Genomic DNA, 20,364 nt, shown 5'->3' on the forward strand with positions numbered 1-20,364 from the left:
CGGCAGCTGAGGCAGACAGGCGTCCATCCGGGAGAGCCCCTACTGGTAGAACTGAGGACATGAACGAGCAGGAACGCATCGATATGGACAAGCAAGATCGGCGTGGCCGGCTGCTTGAAGACCGAAGGCACATCGATCAAGCCCAATGCCTGGATGCGGGCCGCAAGCTGGCCTATCTGCTGGCCCACCATGTGCTCCCCGGAGTCGAACGCTCCCGAAGCGACCAGAGCCTGACCGTGGCCGCCTTTGCCTCCATTCGGGGGGAGATAGCCATGGACCCCAGTCTTGACCTTCTGCTGGGCCGGGGATACCAGGTGCTCATTCCCATGCTGGGCACGGGCACCCAAGTAGGCTGGGGATGCCTGCAATCAGAGCATGATCTGGATGGCATGAAGCGGATTCCCGGCTGGCGGCCGGACGAACCCGATATGCCGGCACTGCCAGCGCAGGCTTTGAATCAGGCTGATCTGATCCTGGTGCCGGCACTGGCCATCGACCATACCGGCATTCGTCTGGGTCGGGGCGGCGGCTGGTATGACCGGGCTTTGGCCTTGCGCGCCGAGCAGACCCCAGTGGTGGGCATCTGCTGGCCCGGCGAATTCGTTGAAGCTCCTCTGCCCCATCTGGACCATGATCTTCCTGTGGATGCCGTCCTGACGCCTGAAGGTTTCACGCCCACAGCCGCAGGTCTATCACGAAGACACAGAGCGGACCATAATGGTGATGGACAAGACTGACGAGAGGCCCGGTGCCGATTCTTCTGGTCGAAGCCACCACTAGGATATTGGGTGTTGAACCAATCGTCGCGCGAACCGACCATCAGCGGAGGGAAAGAACGGTGCCCACCTATCATTATCGTTGCAAGAACTGCGGATACGACTTTACCAAGGAGCAGTCTTTCAACGACGAACCCATCACCATCTGCCCCAAGTGCGGGCAGCAGCAGGTCCGCAAGGTCTTCTCCGCAGTGCCTATCGAGTTCAAGGGTCATGGTTTCTACCGGACCGACGGAGCCTCATCCTCCTCCTCTTCGAGCTCCACAAGCAGCAAGTAGACCAAGAGGCACATTCGACCACATCGACCATGCGGACCCATACGCCGGTCAACATCCTGGCAGGCTGGGGGCATGGTCGATTTTCCCATCTTCACCAAGAAGAACAAGCCTTCAACGGTCACCAGCACCCTGACTCGCCGACGACGGCTTTTTCGGCTACGGCGCGTAGGGGCCGCCCTGGCATTGGGGCTGGCAGTCTTCTGTGCCCTGCAGATCCTGGTCCAGGCGCAGGGCCGTCTGTCTGTATTGGTCGCCGCTCGGCCTATTGCACGCGGCTCAGCCATCGAGCCTGCCATGGTTCGGTCACGAATCCTGCATGGCAGGGAACGGCTGCCCGGCCTGATCGCTTCATTTGGGCAAGTACGCGGACGGAGGCTGATGGTCAGCGTCCGCACAGGGCAACCGCTGACCACGGCCATGATCAGCAACAGACCGGCACAGCCGGCCGGGACCACCCCAGTGACCGTCCGCCTGGCCGATGATCCGGGAGACCTGCAGGCCGGCGATCAGGTGAGTTTGCTAGCCGCGGGGAACTGCCCGGCCGACAATGGCCCGCATCCCACCCAATCCAGTTCCCTGCCGCCATCCTCCAAGCGAGACCAACCCCGTTCCGATAGGGTGCCGGGGCTTTCCCACAGTCGACAAGTCAACGACGTACAGACGCCTTCTCCTGGACAGGCCTCGGGTGGCGGACGCTGCATGATAGCCGAGCAGGCACTGGTTTTGCAACCAGCGCAGACCGTCCCCAGGAATCAATCCAATCCAGACGGGCGGGAGAGCAACCAAGGCCGGCAAGGATCCCAGTCCATCTTCGCTCTGGATGCCAATCAGGCCCTGCTCTTGTTGTCGCTGGATCCAGCCACCCCTGTCATTGCCATTCGCCCCGAAAGAACCTCTGCACCGACACCCTCCAATCATGTCGGAAAACCGAAACCATCCTGCGCCCGCGATAATGGAGGAAGAAGGAGGCATGGGCGCTCCATGCCCTACATCAGCTACGGAAGGATGCAGGATGGCCTCGATCAATCAGGTGGCGGCCAAGGATACCGCCGAAGCAGTGCACAAGATCTCGCAGATCAGCAACAAGGGTGTGCTGGGCGAATTCAAGCAGTTCATCTCGCGCGGATCCATGGTGGATATGGCCGTGGGCGTGGTCATGGGTTCAGCGGTGACCAGCGTGGTAAACGCCATCGTCAACAATCTGATCAGCCCCCTGATCGCCATGATCTTCGGCAAACCGGACCTGTCGGGGCTCCTTACCATCAGCTACCGGAACGCCACCATCTCTTTCGGTGCCATTCTGACGGCCCTACTCAACTTCCTCTTGATCGCCATCGCTGTTTACTTCTGCATCATTATGCCCATCAACAAGCTGCGGCAACTGAGCAGGGCCGCCTCGGGCATCAAGGACCAGCCCAACGCACCCAGCCCCCAGGACCAGAGCCTGCAGCTGTTGCGCCAGATCGCCGCCGACATCCACCAGTCAACAGGTGCAGACAGTCAAGATGCCGGAACCGGTCTGCCGACGGGACAGAATTAGAACCAGTAGTCAGTCGCCACGCTCATTGGGGAAGAGTCCCCAATGCGGCGGCAGCTCACCCAGGATCCGCCGGTCATCCCCGTCAAGACGATCCTGGGCACAGACCTGATCCTGAGGATCCTCCTCGATGCCATCAACATCGAACCGTTCCGTGCCTGGGCGAACCACTCGGCGATGCCGACGTCGGCGTGAAGCTGCAGGATTACCGGCCTGATTTCCCCGGTCTTGCTGATTATCCGCCATCAACGCGCCTGATGGTAGATATCGGCAAGGCGAGCGACGATCCTATCGGCTTCCTTATCAGGGTTGACAAAGGCCGAAACGCTCCAGACCGTCATGACCGACCAGCCAAGATACTGCAGGTCCTCGGTGGTGAACCGGTGACGCTCCCTGGTGGACTGAGTGTGCATGAACTCGGCATCGTCGGTCAGCACGGCCAAGGCATAGGGCTTGTTCTTGAGCCCCACCACCAATGGAATTCGAGGTGCCTGGTCATAACCGTAATCCAGGGCAACATCCAACCCTCGGGTCCGCAGCCGCTGGGCCAAATCCCGGAAGAGCACATTGGTGGACTGCTCGGCCTGCTCGGGCCGGACCGGCTCCGCGTCAGGATGCTCAGCCCAGGTCAACAGATCCTTGAGCAGACGCGGCCCGGGCTGGTGAAGACGGTCATCCTCCATATCCTCAGCAGAGAAAGCTGCGACAATGTCCAGATTCCGATCAGGCAAGACCAGAGCATCCAGCAGCATGCCCTTGCCCCTTTCGCCTTCCAGATCGCCAAACTGCTGCAGGAGACGGCCGTGGGTGGTCTTGGCAAAGCCCAGAGTGAGGATCACGTCAGTAGCCCGGGCACCGCAGACCTCGTCAATGCCGACAATGCGTACGTGCCGCAGGAACTTGGCGAAAACCCTGTCCTTGGCGGCTGCCGACTTGAGTTCAGCGCCCAGCCGCGAGCGATGGGTAGCTGACAGGGTGACCACAGTCAGCAGGTAACTGTTCGGTACCAGGGAAAAAGATCCGGCCTTGCGCTTGAGCATGTCGACGACAGCAGCGACCTCCTGCTGGCTGGACTCGACCAGACCCGTGGCCATGACCGGGACGCCAGCACCCTCCACCCTGGTCAGGGTCACCCTGCCAGGCTCCCGGCAATCGGGCACAGGCGCCGACAAATCCCCATAGCCGTGATCCTTCAGGAAGGCGTCCAGACGAATCGAGCGGCGCGAAGGCCGGGCTTTGACAGTGACCGGAACCAGACGGTCGATCAGCTGCAACAGGCCATCCGAGGTTACGGTCGGCCGGTGGGCGATGACTGCCACCTGCCGGGCCCGAGCCAGCACAGTCAGGACCTGGATGGAAGGCATATGGGCCCCGGCGTCGATGATGACCGTATCGGCCAGCTGTGTCGGATTGGTTCTGGTCGCCAGCGTGGCAGGAGTCGCGATGATGATGGGCTTGGCCGCCGACAGTATGCTGGGATGGGCCTGTTGGAAGACCGGAAGGGAGGCACCAGGGTTGCCTGCCAGCATGGTGTGCAGCTGATTGGCCTCCTGTGTGCGCGAGAAGAGCAGCTCGGACAGACGCTTTTCGCTCTCCTGGGCAACCATGGGCCCTATGCTGGCCACGTGCTGTGCATCCACCTGGCTAAAGCGGTCGGCCGCGTTGGATAAGGCGGAACCGTCCTGGTTGGAGATGATCTGCGAGGAACGCATGATGTCGTCAAAGACCGTGGTCCACCACGCCAGCTGCAGTTCGGCCCGTACCGCCTTACCTTCAACCTGTCGGTTGCGCAGATCCTGGACCAGGCCATCCAGACCCGCCTTGTTGAATTCACCCTCCAAAGCGCAGCGTTCAGGCAAAGTATCCAGGGCTGTATGGTCGTCAAAGAGGGCCTTGAGCCGCTCCTCCACCTTGTTGAGGTCCATGGTCTCCAGATCACCGCCAGCCGGAGTTGAGTCCAGGACGGTGTCCAGAGCTGTCATGTCACGAATCAGAGATTCCTGAGTGTCAATGATGACGTCCAGCTTGGGTGGCAGGACCGGCCAGCCGCCGTGGGGGACGAAGGTCCGCCACTGCTCGGCCTGCTTTGAGACCACCACCAGCGACTCGTGCAGATCCTCGACCTGCGCACCAGGCCTGAGCAGGCTCTTAGCCTCCTTGACAAGACGTCGACGCTCCCAGAACCCCAGATTCGTGCCATCAGCCTTGCGATCGGCCTTGGACTTGGTGGCCTCGATCATGGCGGGAATGTCGCGTTCGAAGATGGAGGGCTGGAAGACATCCAGAACACGGCGCAGGTTCTTGAGGACCACCACCTGCCGTCCCCAATCCTTGACGGTGGCCGGCACGGGGAATCCACAGGTCTCTACAGTAGATTTGACCTGCTCACGGGTGTCCGGCAGAAGCCGCTGCAGAAGACGAACCACACGGGAGTAAGCATCCACGGCCTCGTTATCGTTGATCAGTGTGGCACCGAACCAGGGAGTGTCTTGGGGGCCGATGACGAATTCGCCCAGCTCGGCAGCCCTCTCCAGCTTGTCCGCCCAGGCATCCAACTCGGGCTGCAGGTTGTGGGCCGTGGCCGCACCCAAACGGACACGGGTGGCAGGATGCGTAGGCATGTTGGCAATGTTGGCCAGATTCTGAATCGTCTGGTAGGCCGAAACTCCCCAGCCCGAATCCACTCCATGAAGATCGCCCAGGTAACGGGTCAGCCGGGAACGGACACCCACAAGCTCGTCAGCCACCTGATCAAAATGCTCGCTGGCCTTGCCGGGTTTGAAGCCTACCGCATCGATCAAACGCTGATCCAGGACGCGGCCCAGTTGGTCGTCGGTCAGGTCAAGGGCCATGCCAGCCATCCCGGCAGCTTCCAGACGGTGTTGGAAGCGCCGCTTCTCCTCCACCACACAGGGCACATAGAGCACTGTCCTGCCTGCGGTGACGCAACGCGAGGCAATGGCCAAAGCATCGTCGGCGCTGTGGCGGCCGGTCTGTTCATCCACAAGCACGCTATGCCCGGTCGCCACCAGCTGGGCTGCATAACGGACCCGGTTGGCCACATCTCCGGACTCGAATTCGCTGTGAGGATCCGCATCGAAGGGACTGTAGTCGGGCACGGATCCGCCCTTGAGCCGCTCGGAAGCCGCCTGGTCGCCTGCCAAAGCATCCAGCAGATCGTTACCGGTGGACCCGACAGTCATCCGGTCCAGAATCCGGAGGCTTTCACCAAGCAGCTGGGCCGATGGCTCGATGAAACACCCCAGGACAATTTTCCGTTCGATGGTGAAGTCGCTGATATGCGGCGTGATCAGGGCCGTCATGTCCTTGAACAGCGATGAAGTTTCTGGCGTGCCGCCCTGATAATGGGAGGCGGAAAACAGGCGGTCAGGATCCAGGGTGATGCCTCGCTCGCGCATGGCCGATATCAAGGCAGGATTAAGATCCACCTTGCCTGTGAATCTGATGGAGGCTCTGGAGGTTCCCTGTGTGCTCTCATCAATACGCACGGGGTAGAGCAGAACAGGCATGTCGCGCCCCTGCCAGGCAGCCACTCCTACCACCATGGAGAGCTGGGCAAAGCCGCTGGCACGCTCCTTGGCGGCTTGATCGTCCAGAACCCGCTCCATGCGCCGGTGGGCCGCGCGCAGCATGCCCCGGTCTCGGAAGAGTGCATCCAGATGGACCTGGCCGCTGGCGAAAAGCTGTGCAATGCCTGAAGGATGCGCATGTGACAGGTCCATCTGCGCGGCCAGCTGCGATACGCTCTCCAGAGGAGTCAATCCCACCTGGTTCTGGTATTCCTGGCGCCATCCTCGAATTCGATCCAGAGGAGTCAGCGGAGCTTTGACCTCTTCCGCCGCACGGTCGGGGGAGGATTCGGCCACTGATGCCTGTGCATCCTCGGTACGTTTGCCCTGTTCCGATCCCCCGGTGCTCATTACCGTCTCGCTCATCCGTCTACTCACTTCCGCACGGCGTTCAGATATTCGTGATACCCCTCATTGTTTTGCAGGGCCGCATCGATGTCCCGGTCGCCCTGGGCCTCCAACCAGGCGTAAAGATCGTCGTAAAGGGCCGGGTTCATGGCCAGGAAAGGCAGCAGCTGCCGATGCTTGGCCATGGCGAACTGCATGGCGAAGTCCCCGGTTCGCTTGGCATCATCAGAACTCATCCCATCCACCTCTATGGCTTCCTGGCCACGGTCATAGTCGCCCTTCGAAACCCGTTCGAAGACGGATCCGGGCTCAAAGGCCGGCTGGTATTGATGGTCATCATCCGGCTTTTCCGCTGGATCAGGAAGCCGGGACTGATCCGGTTCCTCCTTGGACAGGCGTGCCAGCTCTACAGCTCCCAGCGGGGTGAACCCCTGTGCTGAGCCTGATTCGCCCCCCCGGCCTTGTCTGGGCTGGCCGTCTGCATGGCCTTTGTAGTCGGAAGAGACGCTCTCATCCTGTTGACCACGATCATCACTAGCATTCTGGCCATAGCGTTCCTGATCAGGAGCGGATTCAGCGGAACGCGAGCGACGAGCATCAGCGAAAAGGTCACGGTCGACCGGCTGCCTGTCCTCCTCCTGGGTGCCGACCAGCGGCAGACCCTGCTCGGATTCGTCCTCCTGCCACGGCAGGGGTCGGCGGTCTTCGTCACGAGAGTCCTGAGCCTGGAAGTCCCCTTCACGCCGGCCACCCTCGCGGTCTTCGAATTCTTTGTCATCCGGCTGGTCGGCATAGGCTCTGCGAGAGTCAGCTACCTGCCCATCTGCCGAGCCAGTACCTGCCGATCCGTTGTCAGTCTGGCCATGCTCTGCTGAATCAGGATCGTCATAATACCGCGCTTGCGAGTCACGCGTATTCGCAGACGCTGATCTTCCGGAGAAAGGCGGCGACGCGCTATCCTCCGAGTCGCGAGCAACTGAGGCAGGCCTGGGACGATCTTGTGAAATTCCGTCCGCCTCTTGGGAAGAATCGGCTGTCTTGGCGGCACCCAGGGCCATATCATGAAGGGCGGTGACCCGGTTGCGGACCCCGTCGGCCTTGAAGATGCCGGTGGGCTCGCCGGCGCGCATGTCCAGAATGTCGTCAACGGACATGTCAGCTGCATCAGGCTCCACCGTGCCACGGGGCTGTGTGGAGTATGAGAAGAGGTCAGGTACTCGGAGCGAAGGATCGGTCTGGTCTTCTTCGGGATTGCTGATGCGCACGAAATCGACAGGAACATCACCGAACTGGAAACGAGCCGAGGTGCTGGACAGGGGGTAAGCGGCATCCACAGGCAACCTGACCAGTGATCCGTCGGACTGGATCAGATAGGACCCGTTGGTGGAACCCATGTCGCGCAGGGTGGCCAAACCGTCCTGATCGACGGTGAAAATGGCATGTCGTTTTGACATGGATTTAGTCTGATCGGTCACCTCCAGACGACGCCGGCCGTCATCGGGCAGCGGACGCAGAGGCTTGCGGCCGATCTCGACGGTCTCGCCAGGCTTGAGCCGGGTCTCTTCCACCCCATTGAACTTGATTATCCACACCTGCCCCGGTCGCCGATCGTCACTCACGTTTTCGACCTCCCAAATCTGCAGCCGCCTTCACTCGGTACTATCGCCTATTCTGTCATGAAACCCAGAGATAGGATTGATTGCGTGCCGAATTAACTGATAAAGGACACATGAAGGACTGGCAGACATGCCGAAGCAGTGAGCCTTCCCTGCAGGCAAGGCTTGGGCATCGAAGTGAACCGCATAAAATGGCGGCCGCCCTGGCTCCGGATAAAACCATCAGAGTCAATCAGCGGCCGTCATCATCGAATCAGCCCTGGTCGTCCTCTCCCTCATCGTGGTCATCAGCTGGGTGCGGAGTCATACGGACAACGAATTGGTCATCCTCCGGCACCCTACTGCGGTTTACGTGGTCGGAGTCTGACACATGACAGGAGACCGTCCCGAAAGCCGGTACACTCACCGATCGCCAGCTGGCGCCCCAGCCATTGACGGTCAGGGCCGCCCGGATAGGCTCTCCGGTCGGATTGTAGAGGATTATGCTGAGCTCGCCGTCGTCGCGAACGAAGGCGACCGAGCCCAGACCGCCTGTCCGGCCGTCGCGGGTATAGCTAGTGGAGGCCACCCTGCGAGCGCCGACCGGCACATCCTGCCCGAAATTACGGAGCATGAAGTATTCCAGATTGCGCTTGACACCGCCAGTTTGGGAATCGATGGTGATGACCCCGCGCCGGCCCATAGTCCGCGCCCAGCTGGGCAGACCCTGCTCATCCAGAGCCAGATTCCACAGGTCAATCATGCCCACGCCCTGGCGGACCAGTCCGATGCCGATCTCTCCGAACATGACATGGCTGGCCTCGTCCACCTGCTCGTCCAGCATGCAGCGCCGCTCACTCATGACCGAGCGCCATCCGGGGAACTGCCTGGTGGCATTCACGACCCACTTGGGCAGGCCGGAATATGTATGCATAGCCGTACCGGCAAAGCTCTGAGCTTCGACAGGGGTCATATAGTCGCTGACCGGACGGCTGAAGAACCTCAGGCCGTCATCACCGAAGAAGATCTCCACCTCGGGGAAGCTACGATCCAGTGCCGGACGCAGGTAGTCCACACCCCAGCGCACCAGCTCCTCAGGGGTCCAAATCGTCATAGGCCAGGGTGGATTGTTTGAGGGCTCGTTCTGCATGGTCACTGCTGCAATGGGGATCCCCAGCTTCTGATAGGCCTCGATAAAGCGGACAAAATAGCGGGCATAGGCCGCATCGACCGTGTCCTGTCGACGATAGCCGTTGCCGCAGTATTGCCCCAGCCGCAGACGACCAGCCCCGTCCAGCCGGCCGCTGTCCTTCATCCAGGCGGGTGCGCTCCAGGGAGAGGCTAGAATCCGCACGCCCGGGTTGATGGCCATGATCTCCTGAAGGACGGGGACCACGTACTTCATGTCCCTGGTGGCTTCGGGCGAGCCTGGCTTCCCCTGCCCAATGGAGAAGTAGGACATACCCGCATCCGACAGTACTCCCTCGGGCAGGTCATCATAGGAGTAGTAGCGCTGGCTGGAGAAGTCGCAGGACCCCATGGAGATCCTCAAGGTGGACAGGCCCGCCTGAGCCGGATCAAAAAGCTCAGTCAGAATCCGATGCCGTTGGTCGGCATCCATAGCCGTCATGAATAGGTAGGCGCTGGAATCCGTCAGAGCAGCGCCAGCCCCCTCCCAGTCCTGGTAGCGTCTGGTGGGATCAACGACAATGGGAACGGCTGCCTCGGGCCCAGTCGTCTTCTCCGGGGTCGCTATAGGTTCTCGCCGCTGGGACAGATCCCCTGCCGTCGCGGTCCAAATCTCCTTCATAATCGTATTTCTCCTTCCGCCGGGCTCTTTCCCGGTTTGCAGAATCTGAGCCTCAGTCCTGTCCTGGAGCCTTGTCGTCCACAGTATGCGCAGGCAGCTGTAGAGCGAAGTCCTCATCCTCGGGCACGGCCGAATCATTGATTCGCTCACTCGTCGTCGCATGCATGGTCACGGTCCCCCAGGCGGGCACGGTCACGCTCTGCCAGCGGTCCCCCCAGCCGTTGACGGTGACGGCTGCCTTGACAGGCTTACCTGTGGGGTTGTAGATGTGGGCGGCGATGGATCCGTCCGGTGCCAGGAAGGCCACGGAGCCCAACGAACCACTCCAGCCGTCCGGGGTGTAGTTGCTGGAGTCGATCACCACTGAGCCCGGCTCCACGTCCTGGCCGAAGCTGCGGAGCATGAAATACTCCAGGTTCCTGCGAACCTTGCCGCTGCCATGGTCGATGGTGACCACCCCGCGTCTGCCGTCGGCACCGATCTGATTGGGCAGCCCACGCTCGTCCAGGGCCATGTTCCACAAGGTGATGAAGGAGGAACCATGCCGAACCAGCCAGTTGCCGATAACGCCAGACATGATGTGTGCGGCATCCTCCGGGGTCTGGTTCAGCATGCAGCGACGCTCGGTCATGCCATAGAGCCACTGCGGATAGACCCGGTTGGCATAATCCAGATGCGGGTAGTCGTTGTCATAGGTATGCAAGGTAAGACCGTCGATGGACCGAGCCTGCTCTGCGGTGACATCCTTGTCGACCGGTCCGGTCAGGCAATGCGCCGAGTCATCGTTGATGAAGATGCGCACCTGGGGGTGCCGACGGTCCAGTGCAGGCCGCAGGAAGCGGTGGGCGAAGTCGGCCTGCTGGGCCAGCGTCCAGAGCATGGCCGGCCAGGGGGCGGCATTGGAGGGCTCGTTCTGTACAGTGACCGCCCAGATGGGGATGCCTATGGCTTCCATCTCGTCGATGTAGCGGGCGAAGTACCGGGCATAGACGCCCTCAATGGAATCCTCAAGCGGATCATAGCCGTTGCCGGTCCACTCGCCGAAGCGCAGATGACCGCCCATGCACAGATGGCCGGTGTTCTTCATCCAGGCCGGGGCGCTCCAAGGTGAGGCGATGATCTTTACCGCAGGATTGATGGACAGAATTTCCTGGACGACGGGGATGATGTACTTGTAGTCCTTGGTGGCGTCCGGAGCACCCGGCTCGCCCTCGCCCAGGGAGAACCTGGTCAGATCCCTGTCCTGCTCGCCGAAGGGGATGTCGTCATAAGTGTAGTAGGGCTGGGAGGACGGCTCGCAGGAGCCCAGCGGAATGCGGATGACCGAAAAGCCGCCCTTGTCAGGGTTGAACATCTCGTCCAGAAGGGCATGTCTTTGCTGCGCGGATTGACTGCCCCAAATCAGCGATGCCGCGGCATCAGTGATGGCGGCTCCGGCCCCGAGCCAGGGCTGATGCCGCTGGCAGGGATCAATGACGATGGGCCTGGCGTCCTTGGGCTTCTCCCCCATTGGAGGGGCTTGCAGAGGCCGGCGGCGATCGGTCAGGTCACCAGAGGTCACGGTCCAGAACTGGTTGGTGAAGGTGATAGTCATGATTGCTCTCTCATTGTCATATCTGGGCATCGGCGTCGTGGTCGATAGGACAGGGCTTAGCTTAGCAGCGAATCCAATCATGAACAAACTGTTTCGATCAACTTCGATCATTGCAATTGTAGGGTCATCCCTACGGTCCCGACTGCAGAGCGCATGTGCCCATACATACCGGCGCAACTCAGCTCAGAGCAGCGCGATCACCCCGCACGCACGGTCGACAAGATGTATAAGAAAAAGCCCCTCACCGTCATCAACGGTTTGGGGCTTTTCAACATAGAAAGGCTCAGAAGAGCCGATGACTACTTGAGCTCGACGGTGGCGCCGGCCTCTTCCAGCTGGGCCTTGGCCTTGTCGGCGTCTTCCTTCTTGGCGCCTTCCAGGACGGCCTTGGGGGCACCGTCAACCAGAGCCTTGGCGTCGGCCAGGCCCAGGTTGGTGATGGCCTTGACAGCCTTGATGACCTGGATCTTCTTGTCGCCGATGGCGGACAGGACTACGTCGAACTCGGTCTTCTCCTCCTCAGCAGGAGCAGCGGCACCGGGGGCGGCAGCGGCCACGGCCACAGGGGCAGAGGCCTCGACGTCGAACTCGTCCTCGAACTTCTTGACGAAGTCGGACAGCTCGACCAGAGTCATTTCCTTGAACGCGTCGATGAGCTCGTCAGCGGAGAGCTTGGCCATAATGGCTTCCTTTCATTTGTGGCGACCGGCATTGACTGGTAGGCCGATCACCGAACATCTTTTTTTGTGTTTACCGTATGAATCCGGGCCGATGGCCGTGAATTCAGGCGGCCTTTTCCTGCTTCTCGCGCAGGGCGTCGAACGTGCGCACGGCCTTGGTAGGCACAGCGACGAACAGGTTGGCGGCCTTGGACATGGTGCCCTTGAGCGCGCCGGCCATCCGGGAGAGCAGAACATCGCGGGATTCCAGATCCGCGATTTTCTCCATGGCATCCGCGTCAGCAACGGCTCCATCAATGAAGCCGCCCTTGACGATCAGTGCCGGGTTGTCCTTGGCGAAATCACGCAGCGTCTTGGCGGCATTGACGTAATCACCCTTGACGAAGGTGATGGCGCAGGGGCCGGCAAGCATCTCATCGAGACCCTCGATTCCAGCCTCTTTGGCCGCAATCCGGGCTAGCGTGTTCTTCGCCACGTTGTAGGAAGTATCGCGGCCTAGCTTGTTCCGCAGATCGGCGACCTGCGGAACACTGAGCCCGCGGTACTCGGTGAGGATGATGGCATCGGCATCACGGAACTTGTCCGTCAGCCTGGCGACAGCCTCTTCCTTTTCGGGCCTTTTCATGGCGTTCCTTCCTAGACAGACCTCTGGAGGGAACCGGACGATTGAGCATGGCAGGCAAAAAGAAAACCCTGCCGACAGGCAGAGCAGAAAGCAGGTCGCGAGGACCGATTTGAAACTCAACCTGTGCTGGCTCGATCAACCGAACTTAGGAGACCCAAGGTCCCGACCAACGGTCTTTGGTATGCAAGGGCTAACAATACACAGATCAGAAAAGACTGTCAAGCCTGAGCGCGCGGCAGCACCAGATGATGATGGCCGCAGGGCAGCGCATCCGCAAGCAACGATCCCGCTCTGCAACGAATACCGGCCACCCGACTGGCGGCATCCAAGGCCTTCAGCATGATTGGCGACCCGTCCAGCAAGGCCTCGACCTGACCCCCCGGCCTGACACCACATATAGGCGGGAGGACCAAATGACCCCGACAGCCCTGCGGCACCACCAGGTCCAGATCGATATCCGGCAGGAGGACAAACCCTGGCCTGCTATCCACTTTTCCTGTAATCCTATAGGAGATATGGATGTCCCCAGTGGGCACGGGCATGGTCAGCTCGGCCCTGCCCAGACCTCCAGGTTGGAGCGCGGCAACGAATTCTCGGTACCCGGGTTTCAAAGGCCGCAGCCCCATCAGCCCGCTGGAAATCAGCCAGACAGGCGAGGCCCCCCAAGGGTGCGAATAGGTGGTGTTGGATTTGATCGATGGGTCCCAGGCCTCCATGGTGCCTCCAGCACCCTGGTCCAGCATATGCTTCCAGGTGCGCATACCCTCCCCTGCCGAGAGCAGAGTCAGAGCATCAGCCCCTAGACCTGATCGATAAAGTCCGTCCAAAAGCACGGCGGCCACATAGGCGCTGCAGGCCATCCCCCTACTACGCAGATAGGCACCGACCGCCTCCAGACGAGCGGGATCCGAGGGAGGCGCAAAAGCCAGGACAAAGGCCGAGGCATGAATGGCACAGTGATCGATGGCCGGCCCGTCGGGACCGTCTAGCAGGCCATCCCGGTAGGCGCCGACCGCTGGATCGTAGAGCCGCTCATTCAAGGCCTCCTGCATTTTTCGGGACACCTCTGCCAGACGGGCAGCTCTGCTGCGACGGCCCAAGGCCCGTGACAGACGAGCCATGGCTTTATAGGCGGCACTGGCCAGTGCGTTGATGACCGTGTTGACACGACCGAAGACATATCCATCGCGTTCAACGGGCGGCCAGTCGACCAGGTCTCCATCCATCTGGCTGGAAGTGCCAGGGTCCTTGACAATCAACCCGCTGTCTTTGTCCAGGTATCTGTCCGGCAGCAGTCCCATCAGCCGTTCGTACTGGGCCGCTGCCTGAGTCAGATCCCCGGTGTGCATCCAGGCATCGTGCACAGCCAAAATGCTGTAGAGGGGCCACTCGGTGGGCCAGGTCCTGTTTGCGATCAGATAGTCCACACTGTAACGGCCCAGGGCGGGCGCATCATCCAGCACCATATGAGCCTGCTGCTGGATCCAGGCATCAGCCTCATAGGGAGCCCGCTCCCGCGTCCAGGAATCTACGTAGATGTCAGCGTTGAGTCCCCTGATGGTGTTTCTTCCCAGCTGCCAGACCTTATCCAGCAGAGGCCTGTCGCAATGAAAACTGGCGTGGTCGTCATATACGGGAGCCTCAAGGCACTCTGCCCACAGGCCCCCGTCAGACAGGCTCGCCAGCAACCCTTCAGGGTCAGATTCCGCAGGCCAGATCAGCTCCAGATATCGAAAGACCCGGATCCCCCAAGTCTGTGCCCGGTTGCTGCCAGGTTGCAGCCGCCAGCGATCCTGATAGACGTTGGAGGTGGCCAGACGGTAACGAACGCCTCCTTGGCCGTCCAGGACCTCCCCGTAGCGGACGGTCAGATCCAAATGTTGCGACAGATCCACCCGAAGCCCGATGCCGCCCAACCGCACGGAGCCGAAGTCCAGCAGAAGATGGCCAGGAGCAGCCGCCAAAACCCTATGAGCTTTCACCCGAGTCAGTCTGGTGCCATCTGCAGGAGCGGCAAGGCACTTGGAGAATGAGGGCCGAATCCGAACCTTCCGCCAGGCAGAGTCGTCAAAGCCCGGCCGAGAAAAACCCCAAGGATATCGGGACAGGTCGATGTCCTCAGCCGGAGCCTGATAGTAGGTTGTGCCGATGGACGCGCTGTCAGGAAAGGCCTCGGCGCCGCTAATAGCCTTCCATTCGGCGTCCGTGCCGTAGTGCTCCACACTGCCGTCAGGCCGGCCCACATCCAACTGGGCCTGAAAGCGTCGGCCTTCCATGGCATAGGCCACAACGCCCAGAACATTCTCCGCTCCCGGACGCAAGAGGCCGGTGACCTCGTAGCCCCTGTAACGATCCTCTCCATCCAAGGGAAAGACCGGTCCACAGCCCAGAAAGCGCCCATTGAGCCATAGTCGGTAGACAAACTGACGCGCAGGTACGGTGCTGTCAGCGGTCGCGTACAGACTAGCCCAGAGGATCGGCCCCGGGGACAGCCGGACCACACCACGCATCAGGGCCCAACCTTTGGCGTTGCCCTGAGGACCTGAGGAGTTCTTTTCGTCCTCTTCGGACCAAATGGCTCGAGCGTGCCAGACCAGGCCAGGCCCCGTGCCAAAGGTGATGGGTTCAGATCCCATCAGCCGACGGCCCTGTGCATCCAGCAGAAGAACGGTCAGCCAATACCGTCGCGAAGGATCCATATCAGGTCCAGGCAGACGGCTGCCATTAAGCTCGTCCGCAGGTTGGATGCCGGTGTCTACAAGTACCCGCCCCTTAGGCTGTTCAAAGACTCGCACCCTGGCCAAACGGACCCTATCCGCCCAGGAGGGCAAAGGATCCAGCCTCCACCTGACCGTGGGCCTGGTCCCCGGCTCGATATCCACAGGACGGTCCCGGTCCTCGATCAGCACCTGCAAAGGCTCACAGCCCATTCCAGCGAATCCTCCTTGAGCCTGCTCTTAAATACAACTGTTCTTCATGAACCGCTATTGCCGGTAGTCCTGCAGCGCAGTGAAGGAGGAGCCCTTGGCTCCAGCGTCAGGCAGTCCATACATGGCCTGGACACCCGGGTCCCCGCTCTCACGGGCCATCTGTTGGAAGAAGGGGTCAGCCTGCCACCGAACAGCCGCCCAGACCAGATACCAGATTAGACCTGTGGCCAGAAGAGCCACCAGGATTGGCGAGCGCATCAGCCCCCAGACATATCCAGCGAGGACCGCCAGCGACAGAACCATCATGTACCAGCGACGCACCGACAGGAGGAGGCCATTGACCAACACCTTGCGGATGCGCGCCCGAGGATATTCCACCAGCAGTACCAGAGAGACCAAGGCGGTCTGAACCAGGAGCAGCAGGCATACCAGGATGGGGAGGAACAGAATCTGGCCCCATGAGAGCTGCGATGCAATCTGCAGATCATAGATCAGCGCGAAGGCGATGAGCCCCAGAGGCAGCCAAGTCGCCCATGACCTCAGGGCCAGAACCTTGTAGGCCCGCCAGTAGGCGCGGAAGAACCCATAGACCGTTCCCGAGTCCACATAGGGCTTTGCTATCCAATCCGGCAGAGCATGCCCTCGCTCTGTCATGGAATCCAGGGCCTGCCGCCTGGCCCGGGCAAAGGACGAGGACAGGCCTGGATGATCGCGGTAGATGGCAAAGAGGGCAGCCAGACCAGGCGCGGACAGCACGGCAGCCAGCAGATAGGTCGGGTAGTACTGTGGATCGCGAAGGAAAATCAGCACGGCTGCCAGAGGGAGCATCCCCAGCAGGGAGCAGCATCCGGCTCCCAGCACCACGGCAATGGAGTTGGTGATCCCCAGGAGAGCCCTCATGGCGTAGCCCTTGGCGGGACGCCCCTGATCACCATCGCTTCCAGCCACGATTCAGCCCTTCATGCCGGATGTCGCAATGCCGGCGATGAACTGCTTCTGACCGATGAGGAAGACGACCAAGATGGGCAGGACCGAAAGGACCGAACCGGTCATGATCATGGCGAAATCAGCATTGTACTGGGAAATAAAGAGCTTGAGGCCCAGCTGGATGGTGTAGAGCTTCTGGGAACGCAGGTAGATCAGCGGCCCCATGTAATCGTTCCATGTATTGGTGAAGGTGATGATGGCCAAGGCCGCCAAAGATGGTCCCGATAAAGGCAGCATGATGCGCCAGTAGATGCCGAACTCACTCAGGCCATCCAATCGGCCCGCCTCCGACAGATCCTCAGGGATGGTGTCATAGAACTGTTTCATCATGAACACACCAAAGGCTCCAAAGGCCTGCAGGAGGATGATGGACCACCTGGTATCGGAGAGGCCGACGGCAGAGACCAGCTTGAACTGCGGGATCATGTAAGCCTGCCAGGGCACAGCCATGGTTGCGATGTAGATCAAAAAGAGGGTGGTACGCCCCCTGAAGGGAATCTTCGAGAAGCCGTAGGCTGCGAAGGATCCTGTAAAGACCTGCAGAAGGGTCACAATCACAGCAAAGAAGATGGTGTTGAGCAACCAGGTCGTCATATCGGACTTGGTCCAGATGGCTGCGTAGTTCTCCCAGTGCCAGACCGATGGGAACCACTTGATGGGGATGGCGTAAACCTCATTGTTGGGTTTGAGGGAGGAGAGGAACATCCAGAAGAAGGGCAAGAGGACGAAGGCGGATACAGCAATCATGGCCAGATACCCGATGACGGTGCCGACGATCTTGGCCGGGGAGACCTGCTTCTTGTTCCAGGGAATGTCTGCGGAGACTGTATTGGTGGACATGATCTCAGTCCTCCTTCAGGTTGTTGTACCAGAATTGGAAGAGCGTGACTACCATGCATATGGCCAGGAGCACCAGGGAGACGGTCGAAGCATAGCCGAAGTCACCACGCTCGAAGGCCACACGGTAGATGTACTGCGCCAGGACCAGGGTGCTGGTGCCGGGTCCGCCATCGGTCATGACCAGTGTCAGATCAAGAATCTTGAAGGATCCGATAGTCAGAGTGACCATGACGAAGAAGAGCGTGGGGCGCATCATGGGAACGGTCACATGCCAGAAGCGCTGCCATCCGTTTGTGCCATCGAGCTCAGCGGCCTCATAGAGCTCGGAGGGGATGGTCTGCAGACCCGCCAGAAGCAGGATCATATAGTAGCCGACCTCACGCCAGGTACCCACGACGATGACCGCAGGCATGGCCCAGGCCGTCGAGCCCAGCCACCCGGGGGGATTGCTGATGAAAAGCCGCAGGAAGGAGTTTATAGGGCCGGACTTGGGGTCGAAGAGCATGCCCCAAACCTGGGCCGCAGCCACTATGGAGGTGATGTAGGGGAAGAAGGCCACCGTTCTGAAGAAAGCGCGTCCGCGCAGCTTGGAATTGAGCAGGACAGCCAGAGCGAAGGCCAGGACCAGGGTCAGAGGGATGTGAACTATCGAATAGTAGATGGTGTTCCACACCGAGGTCATGAAAATCTTGTCGTGGGATAGCCTGACCCAGTTCTTCACACCGTTCAAGACGGGGTTGCCGAAGGCCGACCACTTGGTAAAAGCTATATAAAAGAGCGTCAGAGTGGGCAGAAGAGTCAGGCAGATAAACCCTATGAAATTCGGTGATATGAATATCAAACCATTGCGCAGGTTCCTCCGTGAAATCGCCTTGGCATTGAACTTGCCCTGCTTGGCACTCGGGCCTCGCCGCCCGCCGCCGGGCCCATGAGACCCCGTTTTGTGATCAGCGATCGCCTGTCGATCGTCGATCACACCGATTTCTTCTGACATCTCTGCCTCTCCTTACTACCATCACGCGTCATGGGCTTGGGCAGTCCCCGGCCGCCCTTGCTCCAACTGGCTCAGTGGGAGGCTTCAGGACCCGTATGCGTCCTGAAGCCTCCCCATCTGTCACCGGGAACTACTCGTCCAGCACGCCCTGGTCCTTGACGTTCTGGGTTGCTTCCTTGAGCCCATCGGACGGAGACTTGGCGCCGGTCATGATCGAGGAGTGGGTGTCCTTGAGGAGGGAGTTGATGGTGTCCGTGGCCGTGGCCACGGGGGCTTCCATCTTCATGTCGTGCTTGCTCCATGCATCCTTGGAGGCCTGGTCGGAAGCCATGCCCTCAGGAGAGAAGAAAATCTCGGTCACCTTGTCGTCGATGTAAGCGGGGGTGGTGGAGAGCTTGGCCAACTCAAGAGCGCCGCCTTGGCCAGTGGCCCACTTCACGAACTCCTTGGCAGCAGCCAGTTTCTGGCCGGTGGCTTTGGAAGAGACTGCCAGGCTGGTGGGGCTGCCGAAGGTGATTGGGGTCTTGGGCAGCTTCTTGTCGGGGTTCTGGGGAGCCGGAGCCATGCCCCAGCTGAATTTCTCGGCTTCACCCGACTGTTGCTGGCTGACAAGGGTGGCGGCGTACCAAGTGCCCATGGGCATCATAGCGGCCTTCTGAGTGCCGAACTGCGCCTGATACTGAACTTTGTTGGTGAATGAGGTGTTCCAGTCGATCGTATACTTGTCTTTCTGCCACTCCAAGGCCCTCTTGTAGAAGGGCTCCATGTAGGAGAAGTCGGCCTTGAGGAAGGTGCTGTCCGCCGACTTGCCGCACTGTGCCAGAGCGAAGGACTGCACCACGGACTGCCAGTTGTGCATATACATGGGGTAGACGCTGTTGGCATCGTAACCTGCTGCCGGCAGCTTCTCCTTGAGTTCCTTGGCTGCCTTGGTGTAATCATCCCAGGTCCACTTGGCGTTCGGCTCTTCAACCCCGGCCTTCTTGAACATGTCCTTGTTATAGAAGAGGACCCAGGTATCACTGCGGTAGGGCAGGGCGAAGTACTTGCCATTGTGCTCATAGCCGTTCAGATCAATGTGCTTGTTGCCCTGGTAACCCTTGGCGATGTCGGAGATATCCGCCAGTCCCTGCGAGTCTGAATAGGTGACATACTTGAGCATGTTCTTGATGGGGAAGACGTCGGGCTGGGCACCAGAGGATATGTCCGCCGTCAGCTGCTTGTCATAGTCATCAGCGGAGTACTGCTTGACGTTGACAGTCACGTTGGGGTGGGCTTTATGGAAGCCGTTAGCCAGAGTCTTGAACTCGGGGGTCATGTCCAAAGACCACCCTGCGAAGGTGATGGTTGTTTTGGCCTTGCTGTCGAATCCGTCACTGCCTGAGGAGGCTTGCTTGCTTGAGCCACCACCGCAGCCAGCCAACAGCATGATGCCCGCAGTAGTCACTGCCAGAGCCTTGGTTACAGTTTTCACGTTCATGGTCATCCCTTTCCTTCGGCGACAATGCCGGGGAAGAGGCCGGATATGGCCGACCCCTCTCTCGTTCCGGATTCATCACAGTCGCTAGGTGAGTCCCTGTTGGCTTACCTGACCGTGATGATTCCGAACGAACAAATCTAGACTAATTGGTCGGAAAATGACCTGAAGAGTTTGTTGCAGTCTGTTTCCATCACTCTTAGGACAAAACTCTGGTATACACTATAAAAGTTAGGGAAGCTTGAAACCTAGGGATGTTGGCCGTCGTGACTGCCCTCATCAGCGTCATAGTAAAGCATCGAG

The 20,364-nt window shown here is 60.1% G+C and carries 15 protein-coding genes and 1 pseudogene; 4 read left to right on the top strand and 12 right to left on the bottom strand.

Features of this window, described 5'->3' with window-relative positions; translation table 11 throughout:
- Positions 1-59 precede the first annotated feature (59 nt).
- From CI603_RS07485 to CI603_RS07500, 4 genes and pseudogenes are all read left to right on the top strand, one after another.
- The gene (locus CI603_RS07485) at positions 60-737 is read left to right on the top strand and encodes a 5-formyltetrahydrofolate cyclo-ligase (protein ID WP_183122279.1); all 678 of its coding nucleotides are present in this window, start codon (positions 60-62) and stop codon (positions 735-737) included.
- 101 nt (positions 738-838) lie between these two features.
- On the top strand, positions 839-1,054 hold the full coding sequence (locus CI603_RS07490; protein WP_044097723.1) for an FmdB family zinc ribbon protein: 216 nt from the start codon (positions 839-841) through the stop codon (positions 1,052-1,054).
- A 72-nt stretch (positions 1,055-1,126) separates the two neighbouring features.
- A pseudogene (locus tag CI603_RS09285) lies at positions 1,127-1,465 on the top strand (SAF domain-containing protein); the annotation flags it as partial.
- Positions 1,466-2,183: 718 nt separating this feature from the next.
- Positions 2,184-2,594: an MscL family protein gene (locus CI603_RS07500; RefSeq protein ID WP_390895337.1), complete on the top strand. Its 411-nt coding sequence runs from the start codon at positions 2,184-2,186 to the stop codon at positions 2,592-2,594.
- Positions 2,595-2,603: 9 nt separating this feature from the next.
- On the opposite strand, the gene CI603_RS07505 is transcribed toward CI603_RS07500, so the two are convergent.
- From CI603_RS07505 to CI603_RS07560, 12 genes are all read right to left on the bottom strand, one after another.
- On the bottom strand, positions 2,604-2,837 hold the full coding sequence (locus CI603_RS07505) for a hypothetical protein (RefSeq protein ID WP_121913621.1): 234 nt from the start codon (positions 2,835-2,837) through the stop codon (positions 2,604-2,606).
- Entirely contained in the window at positions 2,837-6,547 is a 3,711-nt protein-coding gene (locus CI603_RS07510; RefSeq protein WP_121913622.1) for a helicase, read from the bottom strand. The genes CI603_RS07505 and CI603_RS07510 overlap by 1 nt, the downstream gene beginning before the upstream one ends.
- Before the next feature lie 8 nt (positions 6,548-6,555).
- The gene (locus tag CI603_RS07515) at positions 6,556-8,148 is read right to left on the bottom strand and encodes an FHA domain-containing protein (protein ID WP_259465513.1); all 1,593 of its coding nucleotides are present in this window, start codon (positions 8,146-8,148) and stop codon (positions 6,556-6,558) included.
- A 250-nt stretch (positions 8,149-8,398) separates the two neighbouring features.
- On the bottom strand, positions 8,399-9,934 hold the full coding sequence (locus CI603_RS07520) for a glycoside hydrolase family 30 beta sandwich domain-containing protein (RefSeq protein ID WP_121913624.1): 1,536 nt from the start codon (positions 9,932-9,934) through the stop codon (positions 8,399-8,401).
- Positions 9,935-9,986: 52 nt separating this feature from the next.
- A complete protein-coding gene (locus CI603_RS07525; RefSeq protein ID WP_121913625.1) occupies positions 9,987-11,528 on the bottom strand; it encodes a glycoside hydrolase family 30 beta sandwich domain-containing protein in 1,542 nt (513 codons plus the stop codon).
- A gap of 299 nt (positions 11,529-11,827) precedes the next feature.
- Positions 11,828-12,208, bottom strand: a complete 381-nt coding sequence (rplL, locus tag CI603_RS07530) for a 50S ribosomal protein L7/L12 (RefSeq protein ID WP_045924837.1) — start codon at positions 12,206-12,208, stop codon at positions 11,828-11,830.
- A 103-nt stretch (positions 12,209-12,311) separates the two neighbouring features.
- Entirely contained in the window at positions 12,312-12,833 is a 522-nt protein-coding gene (gene rplJ, locus CI603_RS07535) for a 50S ribosomal protein L10 (protein ID WP_015022404.1), read from the bottom strand.
- Positions 12,834-13,051: 218 nt separating this feature from the next.
- A complete protein-coding gene (locus CI603_RS07540) occupies positions 13,052-15,763 on the bottom strand; it encodes an alpha-L-rhamnosidase N-terminal domain-containing protein (protein WP_121913626.1) in 2,712 nt (903 codons plus the stop codon).
- 54 nt (positions 15,764-15,817) lie between these two features.
- A complete protein-coding gene (locus CI603_RS07545; RefSeq protein ID WP_121913627.1) occupies positions 15,818-16,711 on the bottom strand; it encodes a hypothetical protein in 894 nt (297 codons plus the stop codon).
- A 3-nt stretch (positions 16,712-16,714) separates the two neighbouring features.
- A complete protein-coding gene (locus CI603_RS07550; protein WP_110425765.1) occupies positions 16,715-17,590 on the bottom strand; it encodes a carbohydrate ABC transporter permease in 876 nt (291 codons plus the stop codon).
- A gap of 4 nt (positions 17,591-17,594) precedes the next feature.
- On the bottom strand, positions 17,595-18,584 hold the full coding sequence (locus CI603_RS07555; RefSeq protein ID WP_110425766.1) for a carbohydrate ABC transporter permease: 990 nt from the start codon (positions 18,582-18,584) through the stop codon (positions 17,595-17,597).
- A 130-nt stretch (positions 18,585-18,714) separates the two neighbouring features.
- Positions 18,715-20,064: an ABC transporter substrate-binding protein gene (locus tag CI603_RS07560; protein WP_183122280.1), complete on the bottom strand. Its 1,350-nt coding sequence runs from the start codon at positions 20,062-20,064 to the stop codon at positions 18,715-18,717.
- Between the last annotated feature and the right edge of the window lie 300 nt (positions 20,065-20,364).

The organism is Bifidobacterium sp. wkB338, assembly GCF_003688325.1.
In the GTDB taxonomy this organism is placed as follows: Bacteria; Actinomycetota; Actinomycetes; order Actinomycetales; family Bifidobacteriaceae; genus Bombiscardovia; species Bombiscardovia polysaccharolytica.